This is a genomic window from Mesorhizobium sp. M0816 (genome assembly GCF_040320005.1).
In the GTDB taxonomy this organism is placed as follows: domain Bacteria; phylum Pseudomonadota; class Alphaproteobacteria; order Rhizobiales; family Rhizobiaceae; genus Mesorhizobium.
In genome coordinates this window covers 185,908-202,159 of the sequence record NZ_JAMYOT010000001.1, presented here as the reverse complement: position 1 = coordinate 202,159, position 16,252 = coordinate 185,908, and the positions used below count along the sequence as shown (strand labels likewise).

Genomic DNA, 16,252 nt, shown 5'->3' with positions numbered 1-16,252 from the left:
GCACCAAAAAAGCACATTTTGAACGCACGTCGTTCAGACTGTGCTAGGGAATTGCCATGAGCACCGCAGCCTTCGAAATTTCGGCATGGCGCTTCGGCGAGGAGCGGGCGCGTTTCTCTCGCCAAGGCGGGTCGCTGAACTGCTAGGGGTTAATATGACAGAACTGGCGGGGCTGACCGGTCTCGCGCGCAACACGCTTGCCGCCAAGTCCGGTGCGCGCAAGGTCGACGCCGCATTGAGTCCCATCGTCCGTATCCTGGCGATGGCCGGCGAGATGGCCGGTGATGAACATCGTGCGGCGATCTGGTTCAAGCATCAGCCGATCCCCGGTTGGGCCGGAAAGACCGCCTACGATCTGGTTCGCGAAGGCAAGACGGACAAGGTGCTTGCCTATCTGGAGGCAGTCCGCTCCGGCATCTATGCCTGAAACCAGGCTGACCCTGTGGCGCGCTTTTGTGCCGCGCTGGGCCGCTGTGAGCTGCTATGCTTCTTGCACGCGTTCGTATCCGGCCGCCTTCGCGGCCCTGACGAACTTGCGGTCAAAAGTCGCGAAGCCAGCGCAGTGAGCGGACTTGCCCAGATGCAGCGCGTCAGCGAAATCCAACCCCTGTTCCGAGAGGTCGAGCGCGGACGACACGACCGCCCCGTCTTCCACCTCTACCGTGGGAAGCCCGCTAAACACCCGTAGCGTACGGGCGATTTCAAGCGGCGCAAAACCGTAGGCGCTGCGCAACACCCATTCGACTTCCAGCATCACCGTGACGGCGACAAAGACCGGCTGGCTATCGATCAGCGCCCGGGCGCGGGAAGACTGCGACGGGTGATCGCCCGTCAGGTAGCGGACGATCAGGTTGGTATCAATTGCGAGCATGGCGCCGCCGCGCTTCGGCGAGCACGCCCGCGTCCATTTCTTCCAACGTCTTCGGCCTGCCGCTATAGCGCAGCGATCCAAACACGTCCTCTGGCCGCGTCTCGGCGAAGACTGGCGCAGGCTTCAGTAGCACGCCCTCCGGGGTATCCTCGACCAGAAGGCGTGTGCCGGCATGCCATTCCCTCCGTTTCCGGATCGCGCTGGGCAGGATGACCTGTCCCTTGGTCGAGACCGTAGTTACGAGCTTCTCTGCGGCAGCCATCTCGGCACGTCCTTAGGTGTAAGACGAATGTAAGATAGTCGAAGCTCTCGGCAAATTCAAGGCGCAAGCTACTCCTACTTAAAGCGATGACAAGGCAGTGGGCGGCGGGGATTGGTTGTTCCGGAGCGGCGATAATTCGGCGTCAACTCCATCAAACCCTGGTGCCGCCGACTGTCATCTGGTTCATCCTGAGATGCGGCTGGCCGACGCCGACCGGCACGCCCTGTCCGGCCTTGCCGCACATGCCGATGCCGGTGTCGAGCTTCATGTCGTTGCCGATCATCGCCACACGATGCATGGCATCCGGCCCGTTGCCGATCAGCATGGCGCCCTTGATCGGTTGCGTCACCTTGCCGTTCTCGATCATGTAGGCTTCGGTGCAGCCGAACACGAACTTGCCCGAAGTGATGTCTACCTGGCCGCCACCGAACGACACGGCATAGATGCCGTTCTTGACCGAGGCGATGATCTCGTCCGGCTCCATGTCGCCTGCTGTCATGTAGGTGTTGGTCATGCGCGGCATCGGTTCGTGCGCATAACCTTGGCGTCGCCCGTTGCCGGTGGCTTTCATGCCCATTAGCCGGGCGTTCTGACGATCCTGCATGTAGCCGACCAGCTTGCCATCGTCGATCAGCACGTTATGGGCCGATGGCGTGCCCTCATCATCGACGGTAAGCGAGCCACGCCGCTCGGGCATGGTGCCGTCGTCAACGACGGTGACGCCTTTCGCTGCCACCTGCTGGCCAAGCAGGCCGGCAAAGGCCGACGTCTTCTTGCGGTTGAAATCGCCCTCCAGCCCGTGGCCGACCGCCTCGTGCAACATGACGCCCGGCCAGCCGCTCGACAGCACGATGTCGAAAGTGCCGGCAGGTGCTGGAACCGCTTCGAGATTGACCAGCGCTTGCCGCAATGCCTCCTTGGCCGCGTGCCGCCAGCTGTCCTCGATCAGGAATTCACCAAAATCCTTGCGGCCTCCCATGCCGTAGGAGCCGCTCTCCTGGCGGTCGCCGTCGCCGACCACCACCGACACGTTGATCCTGACCAGCGGACGGATGTCGCGCACCATCTGGCCGTCGGCGCGCACGATCTCGACATGCTGCCAGGAGGCGGCGAGCGACGCCGTCACCTGCCTGACGCGCGGATCCTCGGCCCGCAGCCATGCATCGATTTCCTGAAGCAGCTTGGCCTTGGCCTCGAAGGAAGGCGAGGGGATAGGGTTTCCGTCGCCGTAGAGATGGCGGTTGGTGCGGGCAGGCGCTGCGGCAAGCGTACCGGAATAGCCGCTCTTCACCGTCGAAACGGCATCGGCGGCGCGCAGCAGCGAGGCTTCGGAGAGATCGCTGGAATGGGCGTAGCCGCTGGCTTCGCCGGCGACGGCGCGCAGGCCGAAACCCTGGTCGGTGTTGAAATTCGCGGTCTTCAGCTTGCCATTGTCGAACATCAGCGATTCGCTTTCGCTATATTCGAGAAACAGTTCGCCGTCGTCGGCGCCGTTAATAGTCTCGGCAACGATTTGCTTGATGCGATCGTCGGAAATGTCAAATTGGCCGATCAGGCTGTTCATGGCAGGTCCATTCGCAGGAGGATTGTTTCCCACGATGTAGGCGCGAAGGCCCGCACAGACAATCTGAAATGAGATTTGCCGTGACCTCGGCCGGTCAACATCACTGGATCATGCTACAAGACCCAGTCTCAAGGCAGGGCGGCGAAGCCGTCGGCGAAACCCTTGAGGTCGACGGGAATGCCGATGCCCTCTTCCGGCGTCTGGAAGACGATGAAGGTGGCGGACGTACCGGTCTTCAGCGTGTCGAGCAGCGGCTTTTCCAGGATGACCTCGGCATAGCAGCCGTCCTGGAAACAGCGCACGAAATAGGCGCGGCCGATATCCTTGCCGTCGACATTGAGGCCGAGGCCGTTGGGCAACAGGACGCCGAGCGGCGCCAGCACACGCAGGATTTCGGCCTTGTTGTCGGCTGTGCGCAGCACGACAACGGAAAGACCCATTTCCGGACGGTCCTCGGCGACGACGTTCTGCATCATCACGCATTGTTCGGATGTAGCACCGGCGGGCGTATCGCAGATGATCGACCACGCCCCATGCGTTGACTTCACCGTGCCGCTTGGCTGCGCGGCATTGGCCAGGCCGGCGCCGGACAAGGCTATTGCGGCGGCAACAAAGATGACCTTCGCCAAGGTTCTCGAAAGCCAAGGGTTCATGACGGCTCCATTGCGAATCACGGCACTTTAAGCCGCACTAAACCCAAGTAAAGGACGAGACCCCAGCGATCTGCCCCGACACAGGCGACAATGCGCTTTTCAGTGCCAATTTCGCCCTAATTGCGACGGCTCCGCACGCCGCGCGGCTCATTCTACCCGGATGCCGCTCCGGTGATTCGCGGCAAGCAGTCACCGCACGAAGCCACAGCCGCGCTTGCGCGCAAAAATGCCGCACGGGTTCCGGCGCTCCTTTCTTGCGGAGGCAAATAGAGTATGGTTTGAACCAGCCTTGAATTGTCCGGGATTCCCGTCCCGGCATTGTTCGACATTCTTGCGGTCCGATCGCGAGGAACTGGGAGATGACGAGGGCGATGAGAAAATTCCTGGCAACCGCCAAAATCGTAGCTAGTGCCGCCGCCACGTTGTTTGCCGCTGCATCCGCTCATGCAGCCCAGCCCCAACCTTGGGAAACCAGTTTTCAGCCTCCGGCAACCGACATTATGCGGCAGATCGAGTGGTTCGGGAACTACTCTTTCGCGTTCATCATTGTGATCACCGCCTTGGTGCTTTTCCTGATCGCCTACTGCATTTTGCGGTTCCGGGCGAGCGTCAACCCGACGCCGTCGCGCACCAGCCACAACACGCTGATCGAGGTCATCTGGACTGTCGGTCCCGTGGTCATCCTGCTCTGTCTCGCCATTCCCTCGTTCCAGCTGCTGACCGCGCAATACACGCCGCCGGAAGAAGCCAAGCTGACCGTCAAGGCGACCGGCAATCAGTGGAACTGGGACTACGAATACCAGGTCGACAACACGCTTTCCTTTAATTCCGCGATCCTTCAGGATGCCGACAGGGCTGCTGCCGGCAAGGAAGATCGCGCCGAGTATCCGCGCCTGCTCGCCGTCGACAATGAGATGGTGGTGCCGGTCAGCACCATGACCCGCGTGCTGGTGACGGCGACCGACGTCATTCACGCCTTTGCCATGCCGTCCTTCGGCATCAAGACCGACGCGGTGCCGGGCCGCATCAACGAGGTCTGGTTCAAGGCCGACAAGGAAGGCCTCTATTACGGCCAGTGCTCGGAACTCTGCGGCAAGGACCACGCCTTCATGCCGATCGCCATTCGCGTCGTCTCCGATGCACAATACAAGACCTGGCTGGCGGCAGCCAAAACCGACCTTCCCGGCGCCAACAAGGCGCTGATGGCCGAGGTCGATGGCACGAACAAGGTAGCGGCCGCCGGCAATTGATGCCGCGACCAGAAAAGATTCAGGGAACGGAGCCGACCATGGCGCACGCTGCAGCTCACGACGACCACGACCACAAGCCGTATCATGGCTGGGTCCGGTGGGTGTATTCGACCAACCACAAGGACATCGGTACGCTTTATCTGATCTTCGCGATCATGGCGGGCTGCATCGGTGGCGCCTTGTCGGTCGTCATGCGCATGGAATTGCAGGAGCCGGGCATCCAGATATTCACTGGCCTGGCGCAGATGGTCTACGGCATGAATGGCGACGCCGCCATCGACGGGGGCAAGAGCATGTACAATGCTTTCACCACCGCGCATGCGCTGATCATGATCTTCTTCATGGTGATGCCGGCGCTGATCGGCGGCTTTGCCAACTGGATGGTGCCGATCATGATCGGCGCGCCGGATATGGCCTTCCCGCGCATGAACAACGTTTCGTTCTGGCTGCTGCCGCCGGCTTTCATCCTGCTGATTTTCTCGGCCTTCGTCCCGAGTGCGCCCGGCGCCTACGGCGTCGGCGGCGGCTGGACGCTTTATCCGCCATTGTCGACATCGGGCCAGCCCGGACCGGCCATGGATCTGGCGATCCTGTCAATCCACATCGCCGGCGCCTCCTCGATTCTTGGCGCCATCAACTTCATCACCACCATCTTCAACATGCGCGCGCCCGGCATGACCATGCACAAGATGCCGCTTTTCGCCTGGTCTGTGCTGATTACCGCCTTCCTGCTGCTGCTGTCGTTGCCGGTGCTGGCCGGCGGCATCACCATGCTTTTGACCGACCGCAATTTCGGCACCACCTTCTTCGCCCCGGACGGCGGCGGCGATCCGATCCTGTTCCAGCACCTGTTCTGGTTCTTCGGCCATCCGGAGGTCTACATCCTGATCCTGCCGGGTTTCGGTATCATCAGCCATATCATCTCGACCTTTTCGAGGAAGCCGGTGTTTGGCTATCTCGGCATGGCCTATGCGATGGTTGCCATCGGCGCGGTGGGCTTCATCGTCTGGGCCCACCACATGTACACGACGGGCCTATCGCTCGACACCCAGCGCTATTTCGTCTTCGCCACCATGGTCATCGCGGTGCCGACGGGTGTGAAGATCTTCTCGTGGATCGCCACTATGTGGGGCGGGTCGATTTCGCTCAAGACCCCGATGCTGTGGGCGATCGGCTTCATCTTCCTGTTCACTGTTGGCGGCGTCACCGGCGTGCAGCTGGCCAATGCCGGCCTCGACCGCCCGCTGCACGACACCTATTTCGTGGTCGCGCACTTCCACTACGTGCTGTCGCTGGGCGCGGTCTTCGCGATCTTCGCCGGCTGGTACTACTGGTTCCCGAAGATGACCGGCTACATGTATTCGCCGGTGATCGCCAACACCCACTTCTGGGTCACTTTCGTCGGCGTCAACCTGGTCTTTTTCCCGCAGCACTTCCTCGGTCTCTCCGGTATGCCGCGTCGTTATATCGACTATCCGGATGCCTTCGCCGGCTGGAATATGGTGTCGTCCTACGGCTCGTACATCTCGGCTGTCGGCGTCGTCATCTTCCTGTTCGGCGTCTTCGAGGCGTTCCAGAAGAAGCGGGTCGCCGGCGCCAATCCTTGGGGCGAGGGTGCGACCACGCTGGAATGGCAGCTGCCTTCGCCGCCGCCGTTCCACCAGTGGGAACAGTTGCCGAAGATCAAGTAGGCGGTTGCCTCCTTAATACGGAACCGCCGGCCGGCCGGCGGTTTTGGCCAACGGAATGATGGACTTTAAGTACGCATGGCCCTTGCCGAAGACAGACTGATTGACGAGCCGGGCTTCCGCATGTCGGAAGCGACGGCGGGCGATTTCTTCGCCCTGCTGAAGCCGCGCGTCATGTCGCTGGTAGTGTTCACCGCGTTTGTCGGCATGGTCGCCGCCCCGGTGACCATCAATCCGCTGCTGGCGGTGATCGCGATCCTGGCTATTGCCATCGGCGCCGGCGCCTCCGGTGCGCTCAACATGTGGTATGACGCAGATATCGATGCGGTGATGACGCGCACCGCCGGCCGTCCCGTGCCGGCCGGCCGCATCCGGCCAGGCGAGGCATTGAGTTTCGGGCTGGTGCTGTCGGTTCTGTCGGTGATGACGCTCGGCGTGCTGGTCAACTGGTTGGCAGCATCGCTTCTGGCCTTCACCATCTTTTTCTATGCCGTCATCTATACGATGTGGCTGAAGCGCTGGACGCCGCAGAACATCGTCATCGGCGGGGCTGCCGGTGCCATTCCGCCAGTCATCGGCTGGGCGGCGGTAACCGGATCGGTCAGCCTCGAAAGCTTGGTGCTGTTCCTGGTCATCTTCCTGTGGACGCCGCCACATTTCTGGGCGCTCGCGCTGTTCAAGTCGGAGGACTATGCGAAGGCAGGCATTCCGATGATGCCGAATGTCGCCGGCCAGGCCTCGACCAGACGCCAGATCTTTGCCTATGCGCTGGTCCTCGCGCCGGTTGGCGTGCTGCCCTGGGTTCTCGGGTTCACCACGCCGGTCTATGGCATCGTTGCATTGCTGCTCGGCGCCGGCTTCGTCTGGTATGCGTGGAAGGTGCTGCAAATGGCCGATGACGACGACCGGGCGATGAAGCCGGCCAAGGCCTTGTTCGGCTATTCGCTGCTCTATCTCTTCGCCATCTTCGCCGCCTACCTTGGCGATTGTGTCGTCGAGCGCGCGCTGACCATTGGTGGAGCATGAGCATGGCCGAAAAGAAGCTTGAACTGGTCACGCTGACCGAACGTCAGCAGAAGGCCCGCCGCAATCGCTCGGCCGCAATCGGTTTCGCGCTGGCGGCGCTGGTCGTCATATTCTACGTCGCGACCATCGTGAAATTTGGTCACAGCCTCACCGGCTCGATGTGAGCTGAACATGACCAGGCAAACAGTCACCGATCCTACGAAGAAAAACACGAACCGCGTCGTCGCTGGCGTCTGCATCGCGTTTTTCGGCGGCATGATCGGCATGGCCTACGCCGCGGTACCACTCTATGCGATGTTCTGCCAGGCGACAGGCTACGGCGGCACCGTCAAACGGGCGACCCAGCAATATGCCGATCGGGTGCTCGATCGCGACATCACCATCCGCTTCGACGCCAACACCGCCGGCGTTCCCTGGCAATTCCAGCCGGTCGCCCGCTCGATCACCATCAAGATCGGCGAAACCGCCGAGGCGCATTTCAGCGCGACCAACAAATTCAACCGTCCCATCACTGGACGCGCCACCTTCAACGTGCAGCCGGAACTGGCCGGACCTTACTTCAACAAGGTCGAGTGTTTCTGCTTCACCGACACGACGCTGAAGCCGGGCGAGACACTGGACATGCCGGTCGTCTTCTATGTCGATCCCGACATCGTCAACGCGCCGGAATTGAAGGATCTGACGACGATTACCCTGTCCTACACGATGTTCCCGGTCGACAAGACCAAGCCGGTCGCATCATCGGTGCCGGCCGACGGCCGGCGCAACAAGATTTCAGATACCGAAGCAAGCCTCGGGGGTTGATATGGCAGACGCACACGCAAAACCACAACATGACTACCACCTCGTCGACCCGAGCCCGTGGCCTTTCCTGGGCTCCGTCGGGGCGCTGGTGACCGCGTTCGGCGGCGTCTGTTACATGCAATATCTCAAGGGCGGCGATTTCCCGATCTTCGGTTTCAACATCGCTAATCCATGGCTGTTCTTCATCGGCCTGCTGATCGTCATCTACACAATGTTCGCCTGGTGGTCGGATACGATCAAGGAGGCGCATGAGGGACACCACACCCGTGTCGTGTCGCTGCATCTGCGCTACGGCATGATCATGTTCATCGCCTCCGAGGTGATGTTCTTCGTCGCCTGGTTCTGGGCCTTCTTCGACGCCAGCCTGTTTCCGGGCGAGGTCCATCAATATGCCCGTACCGCCTTCACGGGCGGCGTCTGGCCGCCCAAGGGCCTCGAGGTTCTCGACCCCTTCCATCTGCCGCTCTACAACACCGTCATCCTGCTTCTGTCGGGTACCACGGTGACCTGGGCGCACCACTCGCTCATCCACGGCGACCGCAAGGGCCTGATCAATGGCTTGGTGCTGACCGTCGGCCTCGGCATGCTGTTCACCATGGTGCAGGCCTACGAGTACATGCACGCGCCGTTCGGCTTCAGGGATTCGATCTACGGCGCCACCTTCTTCATGGCGACCGGCTTCCATGGTTTCCACGTCATCATCGGCACGATCTTCCTGTTGGTCTGCCTGATCCGCGCCATGAAGGGCGACTTCACGCCCAAGCAGCATTTCGGCTTCGAGGCCGCCGCCTGGTATTGGCACTTCGTCGACGTGGTGTGGCTGTTCCTGTTTGCCTCGATCTACGTCTGGGCATCGAACGGCGCGATGATCGAACCGCACTAAGATCGAGCTGAGGAAATCGACAAGGCGGCTGCGGCGACGTGGCCGCCTTATCTTTTGCGGCAAATGCTCCTAGGATGACCTCATGAGCGACGACAAGGCGATCTGGCCACCAATCGATCCGATCTCGGCCGGCTTGCATGGCCGCTGCCCCCGCTGTGGCGAGGGCAAGCTGTTCTCCGGGTTCCTCACGGTCGGTGATCGCTGCTCCAATTGCGGCCTCGATTATTCCTTCGCCGATGCCGGCGACGGGCCGGCGGTGTTCGTTATCCTGATCATCGGCTTTATCGTCGTCGGCCTGGCGTTGTGGATGGAGGTGACGCTCAATCCGCCGCTCTGGCTGCATCTGCTGCTGTGGATTCCGCTGACGCTGGTGCTTTGCCTGGCGGCGCTCAGGCTGATCAAGGGCGTGCTGCTGACGCTGCAATACCGCCACAAGGCGGCCGAGGGCCGGCTGGACCGCGGCGAATGAGCGAGGCATCAGGTTCGGTGGCCGGCCGGTCGCGGCCGAAGCGCGCATTGGGGCTCGGCCTGGGTATCGTCGTGTTTTTGATCCTGCTGGCGCTCGGCACCTGGCAGGTTCAGCGCCTGCACTGGAAAGAGGGCCTTGTCCAGACGATAGACCAGCGCACGCATTCGGCGCCTGTGCCATTGGCCGAGCTCGAAAAGCGGTTTGCTGCCGCCGGCGACGTGGACTACACGCCGGTGATAGTGACCGGCACTTTCCTGCATCGAGGCGAGCGGCATTTCCTCGCCACCTGGGAAGGCCAGTCCGGTTTCGACGTCTTCACGCCGCTACAGCTCGACGATGGCCGTTTCGTGCTGTTCAACCGCGGCTTCGTGCCTTACGATTTCAAGGATCCAGCCAAGCGGCCGCAGGGGCAGGTAACGGGCAAAGTGACGGTGACGGGGCTCGCCCGCAACCCGCTGCCGGCCAAGCCCTCGATGATGCTTCCCGACAATGATCCGCAGAAGAATATCTTCTACTGGAAAGATCGTGACGCGATGGCCTCGAGCGCCGGCCTGCCGACAGGTGCGGCGCTGGTGCCGATCTTCATCGATGCGAACGCCACGCCCAACCCCGGCGGGCTGCCAGTTGGCGGTGTCACCGTCATCGACCTGCCGAACAGCCATCTGCAATATGCGATAACCTGGTACGGCCTTGCCGCCGCCCTTGCCGGCGTCCTGATCTCCTGGCTCCGCCGCCCGGCGAAAGACCAATGATCGCCGCCACTACCCTTGACAGGGCAGGGCCGCGCACCTCATTTCGCGCCTTGAGCTCAGAAGTCATAGTCCGATCAACCGGCCTACAATCAGCGTAAGATGCAATCATGCTTCACACAAAGCCGCCGCTGACCATCCGGCTCTGCCAGCCCCGCGGTTTCTGTGCGGGCGTTGACCGTGCCATCCAGATCGTCGTGCTGGCGCTGAAGAAATACGGCGCGCCGGTCTATGTCCGCCACGAGATCGTGCACAACCGCTACGTCGTCGAAGGGCTGCAAAGCCTCGGCGCGGTGTTCATCGAGGAGCTCTCCGAGATCCCGCCCGAGCATCGCCAGAGCCCGGTCGTCTTTTCGGCGCATGGCGTGCCGAAATCGGTGCCGGCCGACGCCCAGTCCCGCAACCTGTTCTATCTCGACGCGACTTGCCCGTTGGTCTCGAAAGTCCATAAGCAGGCGATGCGCCATCAGCGGCTTGGCCGCCACGTGCTCTTGATCGGCCATGCCGGGCATCCGGAGGTGATCGGCACAATGGGCCAGTTGCCGGACGGCGCGGTCACTCTGATCGAGACCGAGGCCGACGCCGCAAGCTTCGTGCCTGCAGACCCGCAAGCGCTCGGCTTCGTCACCCAGACGACGCTGTCGGTCGAGGACACCGCCGGTATCATCCGCGCCCTGCAGCAGCGTTTTCCCGAGCTGCACGCGCCGGCGGCGGAATCGATCTGTTACGCCACCACCAATCGCCAGGAAGCGGTCAAGGAAACAGCGGCCGGCGCCGATCTCTTCCTGGTTGTCGGCGCACCTAACTCCTCCAACTCGCGGCGCCTGGTCGAAGTGGCCGAGCGCGCCGGCGCCTCGATGTCGCTTCTCGTGCAGCGCGCCTCCGAAATTCCGTGGAATGAGATTGCCGGCATTTCGACGCTCGGCCTGTCGGCGGGCGCCTCGGCGCCGGAGATCATCGTCGACGAGATCGTCGATGCGTTCAGGCAGCGCTTCGACGTGACCATCGAGCTGGCCGTGACGGCGACGGAGACGGAGGACTTTCCGGTGATGCGGGTGTTGCGCGATGTCGAACTGACGGCTGCCGACATGGCCTTCGTCAACGGGGCCGCGTAGCAACGATGGCGGTTTACACCGACGTCAACGAGGGCGAGCTCGGCGCATTCCTCAGGAACTATCCGGTCGGCGACCTCTTGTCCTACAAGGGCATCGCCGAAGGTACCGAAAACTCGAATTTTCTGCTGCACACCAGCAGCGGCTCCTACATCCTGACGCTTTACGAGAAGCGCGTCGACAAGGCTGACCTGCCGTTCTTTCTCGGCCTCATGGCCCACCTCGCCAGAAAGGGCATTTCGTGCCCGCTCCCGGTCACCGCACATGATGGCGGTGTGATCGGAACACTTGCCGGCCGGCCGGCGGTCATCATCACCTTTCTCGAAGGCCTGTCGCTGCGGCGGCCGACGGCTGCGCATTGCGGCGAGGTCGGCAAGGCGCTGGCGGCACTGCATCTCGCCGGCGCGGATTTTCCGATGACCCGCCCCAACGCCCTTGCCATCGATGGCTGGCGCAAGCTGTGGAATGCCGCCCGCGCCCGCGCCGACGAGGTCGAGCCGGGACTGGCTGCCGAGGTCGATGCCGATTTCGCCGATTTCGAGCGGAACTGGCCGAACGGTCTGCCGCGAGGCATCATCCATGCCGATCTTTTCCCGGACAATGTGTTCTTCCTCGGCGAGAAACTGTCCGGGCTGATCGACTTCTATTTCGCCTGCAACGACCTCTACGCCTATGACGTTGCCACGTGCCTGAACGCCTGGTGCTTCGAGAAGGATTTTTCCTTCAATCTGACCAAGGGCACGGCGCTGCTTGCCGGCTACCAAAGCGTGCGGCCGTTGAGCAGTGACGAGAAAGCTGCGCTGCCGATGCTGGCGCGCGGCTCGGCGCTGCGCTTCATGCTGACCCGGCTCTACGACTGGCTGACGGTCCCGGACGGCGGGCTGGTGATGAAACGCGACCCGACCGAGTATATCCGCCGGATGCGCTTCCACCGGGCGATCAACTCTCCTTCCGAATATGGACTGACATGACCAAGCGCGTTGAAATCTTCACCGATGGTGCCTGTTCGGGCAATCCCGGGCCTGGCGGCTGGGGCGCAATCCTGCGCTTCAACGGCGCAATTAAGGAGCTCCATGGCGGCGAGGCTGCCACCACCAACAACCGTATGGAACTGTTGGCGGCCATCTCGGCGCTTAATGCGCTCAAGGAGCCCTGCGCCGTCGATCTTTATACCGACAGCAACTATGTCAAGGACGGTATTTTCAGCTGGATCGACGGCTGGAAGCGCAACGGCTGGAAGACGGCCGCCAGGCAGCCGGTGAAGAATGCCGAGCTGTGGCAGCAGCTCGACGCGGCGCGTAACCGCCATCAGGTCACCTGGCATTGGGTCAAGGGCCATGCCGGCCATCCCGAGAACGAGCGCGCCGACGAATTGGCGCGGCTCGGCATGGCGCCATTCAAGAAAGGCCTCGTCAAGACTGCGGCGCCAGAACCAGGTTCGCAGTCAAAGCAGCCGGCCGCCACAAAGGCGCGGCGCTCGACGCAAAGCTATTGAATTCCGGCTGCGGGTCCGCTCTCTGGCAGGAAAGCTCTTATCATGCCGATTGCATACTACATCACGCATCCCCAGGTTCAGGTCGATGCCAACGTTCCAGTGCCGGAGTGGGGACTGTCCGACATCGGGCGAGCGAGAACATCTGCAATGCTCGATCAGCCGTGGGTTGGGTCGATCCGGCGGATCGTGTCGTCGGGTGAACGCAAGGCGATAGAAACCGCCGAGATACTCGGAAGGCATCTCCGCCTTGCAGTCGAGGTGAGGGAACGGATGCATGAGAATGACCGATCGGCAACCGGTTTCCTGCCGCCATCGGAGTTCGAAGCGGTCGCCGACCAATTCTTCGCCAATCCAAACAGCAGCATTCGTGGATGGGAGCCAGCTATCGAAGCCCAGCGTCGTATTCTAAGCGAGGTAGACACTGTGCTACGCACCGACGCCGCCGTCGACGTTGCTTTCATAGGTCACGGAGGTGTCGGAACGCTCCTGCTGCTCTCTTTGAGCGGTCGGGAAATCAGCCGCGAGGCGGATCAGCCAGCGGGCGGTGGGAACTACTTCGCATACGATATCAGCGCGCGTCGCGTTATCCATGGATGGCAGCCGATCGACAGGCCGACGCAGCGCCGCGACAGTTAATTACCTATCGGATCAGCAGGGCGGTGCCGAACAGTCCGATTGCGAACACCGTGTGCGACACAAGATTGAGGGCGCGGACCTGCATCGGATTGGGCCGCTTCGAAGCGGCCCAGCCGGCGCCCATGCCGGGCGCCAGCAGAAACCAGCCGGCGCCGACGGTGACCATGCTGATGATAAAGGCCGGCAGGAAGGTCGGCGCGGTGAGCCAGGCCGTTCCGGCCAGCACGACCAGTATGATGCCGTAGACGATACCGACAGCATAATGAAAGGCCCAGCCAAGTACTGATTCATGCGGGTAGGGCGAGGCCTCGCCAATGTCGTCATGGAAGACCTTGCCTTCCCTGAGATGCCAGACCCAGCGGCCGACCAGCCCCCAGTTCGGTCGCGGTTGGGCAAAGGCCTTGCTCAGGAAAATCGCCCAGACATCCATAAGCGCGGTTGCGCCGATGCCGATCGCGACGCTGCGCCAGACGATGTCAGACATAATCGAGGTCCCCAAAAGCAAGCAGTCCCGAAGGGCCGACACATGGCCCCGAAAACCGGGTCGGCTTTCGGAAGGATCATGCGCCGATGCAAAAGTCAGCGTCCTTTGGACGTTGAGCGCTCGAAGGCGCCCTTTGCCGTGCCTGGCCTAGGCTGTCGCCAGGACGGAAAGCTGTCCGAGAATGTGAGCCGCACCGGATTCGTCGACGCCGGGCTTTGTCTCGACATTGAGTGCGGTGACCTTGCCGTCATCGACGATCATCGAAAAACGCTTCGAGCGTAGCCCCATGCCGCCGCTGGAGAGGTCGGCGTCGAGGCCGACCGATTTGGCGAAATCGCCATTGCCATCGGCAAGATAAAGGATTTTGCCTTCACCGCCGCTGAAGCGGGCCCAAGCCCCCATGACGTGAACATCGTTGACCGAGACAACGGCGATAGTGTCGACGCCGCGCGCCAGGATGGCGTCGTAATTGTCCAGGTAGCCGGGCAGATGATTGTTGCTGCAGGTCGGCGTGAAGGCGCCTGGAACGCCAAACAGCACGACCTTCTTTCCTGAGAATATCTCGCCCGTCGTGATCGGCCTTGCACCGTCGGCGGTCATTGTCTTGAAGGTCGCATCGGGCAGTTTGTCGCCAACGGAGATCGTCATGATGGTCCTCGCTTGGAAATGGAAGGGAGTGTCCTTGCGATAGCGAATTAAGGCGCGCCCGGCAACCGTCCAGACGTTGGCATCACGGGAATGGCAACAGGCCTTCGACCGCGCCTGCGGCACTTGTCAGTGTGTAGTGCAGGCCGCCATCGGTTGGCGTTGTCGACGGCCTGTCGAGGATCGGCACCGTAAAGATCAGCTTGCCATCCTTTTCGCTGCGTGCCGGGGCACCGAACATGTAGTCGCGTTCGCCGGCAACGAAGAAGTCGGCGCCCTCGGGGCTGCCCGGAAAGCTCGCTTCGACAATCAGCGTTTCGTGGTCGCCCGGCAGTACGTTTATGCCGAAATCGGGCGTTGCCGTGGCGGGCAGGGTTGCAAGGCCCGCCTTGACCAGTGCCGCATCCTCGGCGTTGTCGGGATCGGCGCCGGGATCGACGGTCAGCCTTGTCTGCACCGGGATGCAGATGGTTTCGCAAATGCCGAGGAAGATGTCCGCATCGATGACGGCCGGCTGGCCGGGCGCGGCAAGCGTGAACGTCACCGGCAACGAAACCGGGTGGTCGTAGCCGGCCCATTTGCCATAGCCGTCATCGTGGCGCTGCGGCGGCGGAAACGAAAGCGTCGCGTCGGCAATGTTGGTGCTGGCCGAGACGTCGATCTGTGGCGGCACGCCCGCATCACCCGGATCGCGCCAATAGGTCTTCCAGCCCGGCTTCAGCGCAATGTCGAGGACGCCCTGGAGACGTCCGGCCTCGTCGGCTTTGCCGCTTGTTACCAGCCGCACCCTGCCGCCTTCGCTGTTGTACCAGGCCGATGAGGAGGCTGAGGCGGGGAGGCCGGTCGCCGATCCAATGGCCACACCAAGCAGCAGGATTTTCAAGCTTTGCATGGCGATGATTTGATCGTCTGTTGATGGCCGCACAATGATTTCATGACGCCGCCAGCATCATATTTGCGTGACCTTCGATTTACGAGCCTGATCAAATCGGGCGCCGCCCATCTTTTCGACGCCCCGGAAACGCGTTACCCTGTGGCCATGGATTTGTTGCGCCATAAAAGGACGGCCGCAGGACCCGGCTTTCTCGACGATCAGTTCCTGATTGCCATGCCCGGCATGAAGGATGACCGCTTCACGCGCTCTGTCATCTACATTTGCGCGCACAGCGACGAAGGCGCGATGGGGCTGATCATCAACCAGACGCAGCAGATGCTGTTTCCGGACCTGCTCGTGCAACTCGGCATCATGAACGAGCTGGAGGCAATTCGCCTGCCGCCGCCGGCGCGCGACTTCGTCGTGCGCAATGGCGGACCGGTGGATCGCAGCCGCGGCTTCGTTCTGCATTCGGGCGACTACCGGGTGGAATCCTCGCTCGCCGTGTCCGATGATGTCTGTCTGACCGCGACCGTCGACATATTGCGCGCCATCTCCTCCGGCCGCGGACCCCGGCGGGCTCTGATGGCGCTCGGCTATGCCGGCTGGGGTGCTGGCCAGCTTGAAAACGAGATCGTCGAGAATGGCTGGCTGACTTGCCCGGCAAGTGCCGAGCTTCTGTTCGACGCCGACATCGACCGCAAATACGACCGGATCCTTGCCTCGATCGGCATCGATCTCGCGCATCTCAGCCTGGCTGCCGGTCACGCCTGAGCCTCATTACGTC

The 16,252-nt window shown here is 62.1% G+C and carries 20 protein-coding genes and 1 pseudogene; 14 read left to right on the top strand and 7 right to left on the bottom strand.

The features are described from left to right. Window positions 1-56: 56 nt before the first annotated feature. Window positions 57-427: pseudogene (locus NKI17_RS00970) on the top strand (antitoxin Xre/MbcA/ParS toxin-binding domain-containing protein). Window positions 428-481: 54 nt separating this feature from the next. Here the strand turns inward: NKI17_RS00970 and NKI17_RS00965 are convergent. The 4 genes from NKI17_RS00965 to NKI17_RS00950 form a co-directional block, all read right to left on the bottom strand. Then, entirely contained in the window at window positions 482-871 is a 390-nt protein-coding gene (locus tag NKI17_RS00965; RefSeq protein WP_023674128.1) for a type II toxin-antitoxin system VapC family toxin, read from the bottom strand. Next, the gene (locus NKI17_RS00960) at window positions 858-1,133 is read right to left on the bottom strand and encodes an AbrB/MazE/SpoVT family DNA-binding domain-containing protein (protein WP_023674129.1); all 276 of its coding nucleotides are present in this window, start codon (window positions 1,131-1,133) and stop codon (window positions 858-860) included. Before NKI17_RS00960 ends, NKI17_RS00965 begins: the two co-directional genes overlap by 14 nt. Window positions 1,134-1,284: 151 nt before the next feature. Next, window positions 1,285-2,697, bottom strand: a complete 1,413-nt coding sequence (gene tldD, locus NKI17_RS00955) for a metalloprotease TldD (protein WP_352456885.1) — start codon at window positions 2,695-2,697, stop codon at window positions 1,285-1,287. A gap of 128 nt (window positions 2,698-2,825) precedes the next feature. Next, window positions 2,826-3,350 carry an invasion associated locus B family protein gene (locus tag NKI17_RS00950; RefSeq protein ID WP_023674131.1) on the bottom strand — a complete coding sequence of 175 codons (525 nt, stop codon included), beginning with the start codon at window positions 3,348-3,350 and terminating at the stop codon, window positions 2,826-2,828. A gap of 359 nt (window positions 3,351-3,709) precedes the next feature. Here NKI17_RS00950 and coxB point away from each other — a divergent pair, with 359 nt between their 5' ends. The 12 genes from coxB (at window position 3,710) to NKI17_RS00890 (ending at window position 13,462) form a co-directional block, all read left to right on the top strand. Beyond that, a complete protein-coding gene (gene coxB, locus NKI17_RS00945; RefSeq protein WP_352635328.1) occupies window positions 3,710-4,600 on the top strand; it encodes a cytochrome c oxidase subunit II in 891 nt (296 codons plus the stop codon). Between the two features lie 38 nt (window positions 4,601-4,638). After that, complete coding sequence (ctaD, locus tag NKI17_RS00940; RefSeq protein WP_031211058.1) at window positions 4,639-6,291, top strand: cytochrome c oxidase subunit I; 1,653 nt, start codon at window positions 4,639-4,641, stop codon at window positions 6,289-6,291. Window positions 6,292-6,366: 75 nt separating this feature from the next. Continuing rightward, a complete protein-coding gene (locus NKI17_RS00935) occupies window positions 6,367-7,314 on the top strand; it encodes a heme o synthase (protein ID WP_352905267.1) in 948 nt (315 codons plus the stop codon). Beyond that, window positions 7,311-7,478: a cytochrome c oxidase system small membrane protein gene (locus NKI17_RS00930; protein ID WP_502894396.1), complete on the top strand. Its 168-nt coding sequence runs from the start codon at window positions 7,311-7,313 to the stop codon at window positions 7,476-7,478. Before NKI17_RS00935 ends, NKI17_RS00930 begins: the two co-directional genes overlap by 4 nt. 7 nt (window positions 7,479-7,485) lie before the next feature. After that, window positions 7,486-8,118: a cytochrome c oxidase assembly protein gene (locus NKI17_RS00925; RefSeq protein ID WP_023674136.1), complete on the top strand. Its 633-nt coding sequence runs from the start codon at window positions 7,486-7,488 to the stop codon at window positions 8,116-8,118. Window position 8,119: 1 nt separating this feature from the next. Then, complete coding sequence (locus tag NKI17_RS00920) at window positions 8,120-9,001, top strand: cytochrome c oxidase subunit 3 (RefSeq protein ID WP_352578608.1); 882 nt, start codon at window positions 8,120-8,122, stop codon at window positions 8,999-9,001. A gap of 82 nt (window positions 9,002-9,083) precedes the next feature. Then, on the top strand, window positions 9,084-9,470 hold the full coding sequence (locus tag NKI17_RS00915; protein WP_352796033.1) for a DUF983 domain-containing protein: 387 nt from the start codon (window positions 9,084-9,086) through the stop codon (window positions 9,468-9,470). Continuing rightward, window positions 9,467-10,222 (top strand): SURF1 family protein, encoded by a 756-nt coding sequence (locus NKI17_RS00910; protein ID WP_352905266.1) that lies wholly within the window; start codon window positions 9,467-9,469, stop codon window positions 10,220-10,222. The genes NKI17_RS00915 and NKI17_RS00910 overlap by 4 nt, the downstream gene beginning before the upstream one ends. Window positions 10,223-10,329: 107 nt before the next feature. Beyond that, entirely contained in the window at window positions 10,330-11,334 is a 1,005-nt protein-coding gene (gene ispH, locus NKI17_RS00905; protein WP_254818458.1) for a 4-hydroxy-3-methylbut-2-enyl diphosphate reductase, read from the top strand. A 5-nt stretch (window positions 11,335-11,339) separates the two neighbouring features. Then, window positions 11,340-12,302 (top strand): homoserine kinase, encoded by a 963-nt coding sequence (locus tag NKI17_RS00900; RefSeq protein WP_023674141.1) that lies wholly within the window; start codon window positions 11,340-11,342, stop codon window positions 12,300-12,302. Then, window positions 12,299-12,826, top strand: coding sequence for a ribonuclease HI (rnhA, locus tag NKI17_RS00895; protein WP_023674142.1), 528 nt, complete (start codon window positions 12,299-12,301; stop codon window positions 12,824-12,826). The genes NKI17_RS00900 and rnhA overlap by 4 nt, the downstream gene beginning before the upstream one ends. Before the next feature lie 42 nt (window positions 12,827-12,868). Beyond that, window positions 12,869-13,462 carry a histidine phosphatase family protein gene (locus NKI17_RS00890; protein WP_031211060.1) on the top strand — a complete coding sequence of 198 codons (594 nt, stop codon included), beginning with the start codon at window positions 12,869-12,871 and terminating at the stop codon, window positions 13,460-13,462. A gap of 4 nt (window positions 13,463-13,466) precedes the next feature. On the opposite strand, the gene NKI17_RS00885 is transcribed toward NKI17_RS00890, so the two are convergent. The 3 genes from NKI17_RS00885 to NKI17_RS00875 all read right to left on the bottom strand — a co-directional run bounded on the left by NKI17_RS00885 (window position 13,467) and on the right by NKI17_RS00875 (window position 15,483). Further along, a complete protein-coding gene (locus NKI17_RS00885) occupies window positions 13,467-13,946 on the bottom strand; it encodes a DUF2938 domain-containing protein (protein ID WP_352905264.1) in 480 nt (159 codons plus the stop codon). A 147-nt stretch (window positions 13,947-14,093) separates the two neighbouring features. Beyond that, window positions 14,094-14,594 carry a peroxiredoxin gene (locus NKI17_RS00880; protein ID WP_023674145.1) on the bottom strand — a complete coding sequence of 167 codons (501 nt, stop codon included), beginning with the start codon at window positions 14,592-14,594 and terminating at the stop codon, window positions 14,094-14,096. 82 nt (window positions 14,595-14,676) lie between these two features. Continuing rightward, window positions 14,677-15,483, bottom strand: a complete 807-nt coding sequence (locus NKI17_RS00875; protein ID WP_352456894.1) for a protein-disulfide reductase DsbD domain-containing protein — start codon at window positions 15,481-15,483, stop codon at window positions 14,677-14,679. 147 nt (window positions 15,484-15,630) lie between these two features. Here NKI17_RS00875 and NKI17_RS00870 point away from each other — a divergent pair, with 147 nt between their 5' ends. Next, window positions 15,631-16,239, top strand: a complete 609-nt coding sequence (locus tag NKI17_RS00870; protein ID WP_031211061.1) for a YqgE/AlgH family protein — start codon at window positions 15,631-15,633, stop codon at window positions 16,237-16,239. Window positions 16,240-16,252: the final 13 nt, after the last annotated feature.

Coding starts and splice junctions, on each gene's coding strand:
- NKI17_RS00965 (WP_023674128.1), bottom strand. CDS start 871: ATGCTCGCAATTGATACCAACCTGATCGTCCGCTACCTGACGGGCGAT.
- NKI17_RS00960 (WP_023674129.1), bottom strand. CDS start 1,133: ATGGCTGCCGCAGAGAAGCTCGTAACTACGGTCTCGACCAAGGGACAG.
- tldD (WP_352456885.1), bottom strand. CDS start 2,697: ATGAACAGCCTGATCGGCCAATTTGACATTTCCGACGATCGCATCAAG.
- NKI17_RS00950 (WP_023674131.1), bottom strand. CDS start 3,350: ATGAACCCTTGGCTTTCGAGAACCTTGGCGAAGGTCATCTTTGTTGCC.
- coxB (WP_352635328.1), top strand. CDS start 3,710: ATGACGAGGGCGATGAGAAAATTCCTGGCAACCGCCAAAATCGTAGCT.
- ctaD (WP_031211058.1), top strand. CDS start 4,639: ATGGCGCACGCTGCAGCTCACGACGACCACGACCACAAGCCGTATCAT.
- NKI17_RS00935 (WP_352905267.1), top strand. CDS start 6,367: ATGGCCCTTGCCGAAGACAGACTGATTGACGAGCCGGGCTTCCGCATG.
- NKI17_RS00930 (WP_502894396.1), top strand. CDS start 7,311: ATGAGCATGGCCGAAAAGAAGCTTGAACTGGTCACGCTGACCGAACGT.
- NKI17_RS00925 (WP_023674136.1), top strand. CDS start 7,486: ATGACCAGGCAAACAGTCACCGATCCTACGAAGAAAAACACGAACCGC.
- NKI17_RS00920 (WP_352578608.1), top strand. CDS start 8,120: ATGGCAGACGCACACGCAAAACCACAACATGACTACCACCTCGTCGAC.
- NKI17_RS00915 (WP_352796033.1), top strand. CDS start 9,084: ATGAGCGACGACAAGGCGATCTGGCCACCAATCGATCCGATCTCGGCC.
- NKI17_RS00910 (WP_352905266.1), top strand. CDS start 9,467: ATGAGCGAGGCATCAGGTTCGGTGGCCGGCCGGTCGCGGCCGAAGCGC.
- ispH (WP_254818458.1), top strand. CDS start 10,330: ATGCTTCACACAAAGCCGCCGCTGACCATCCGGCTCTGCCAGCCCCGC.
- NKI17_RS00900 (WP_023674141.1), top strand. CDS start 11,340: ATGGCGGTTTACACCGACGTCAACGAGGGCGAGCTCGGCGCATTCCTC.
- rnhA (WP_023674142.1), top strand. CDS start 12,299: ATGACCAAGCGCGTTGAAATCTTCACCGATGGTGCCTGTTCGGGCAAT.
- NKI17_RS00890 (WP_031211060.1), top strand. CDS start 12,869: ATGCCGATTGCATACTACATCACGCATCCCCAGGTTCAGGTCGATGCC.
- NKI17_RS00885 (WP_352905264.1), bottom strand. CDS start 13,946: ATGTCTGACATCGTCTGGCGCAGCGTCGCGATCGGCATCGGCGCAACC.
- NKI17_RS00880 (WP_023674145.1), bottom strand. CDS start 14,594: ATGACGATCTCCGTTGGCGACAAACTGCCCGATGCGACCTTCAAGACA.
- NKI17_RS00875 (WP_352456894.1), bottom strand. CDS start 15,483: ATGCAAAGCTTGAAAATCCTGCTGCTTGGTGTGGCCATTGGATCGGCG.
- NKI17_RS00870 (WP_031211061.1), top strand. CDS start 15,631: ATGGATTTGTTGCGCCATAAAAGGACGGCCGCAGGACCCGGCTTTCTC.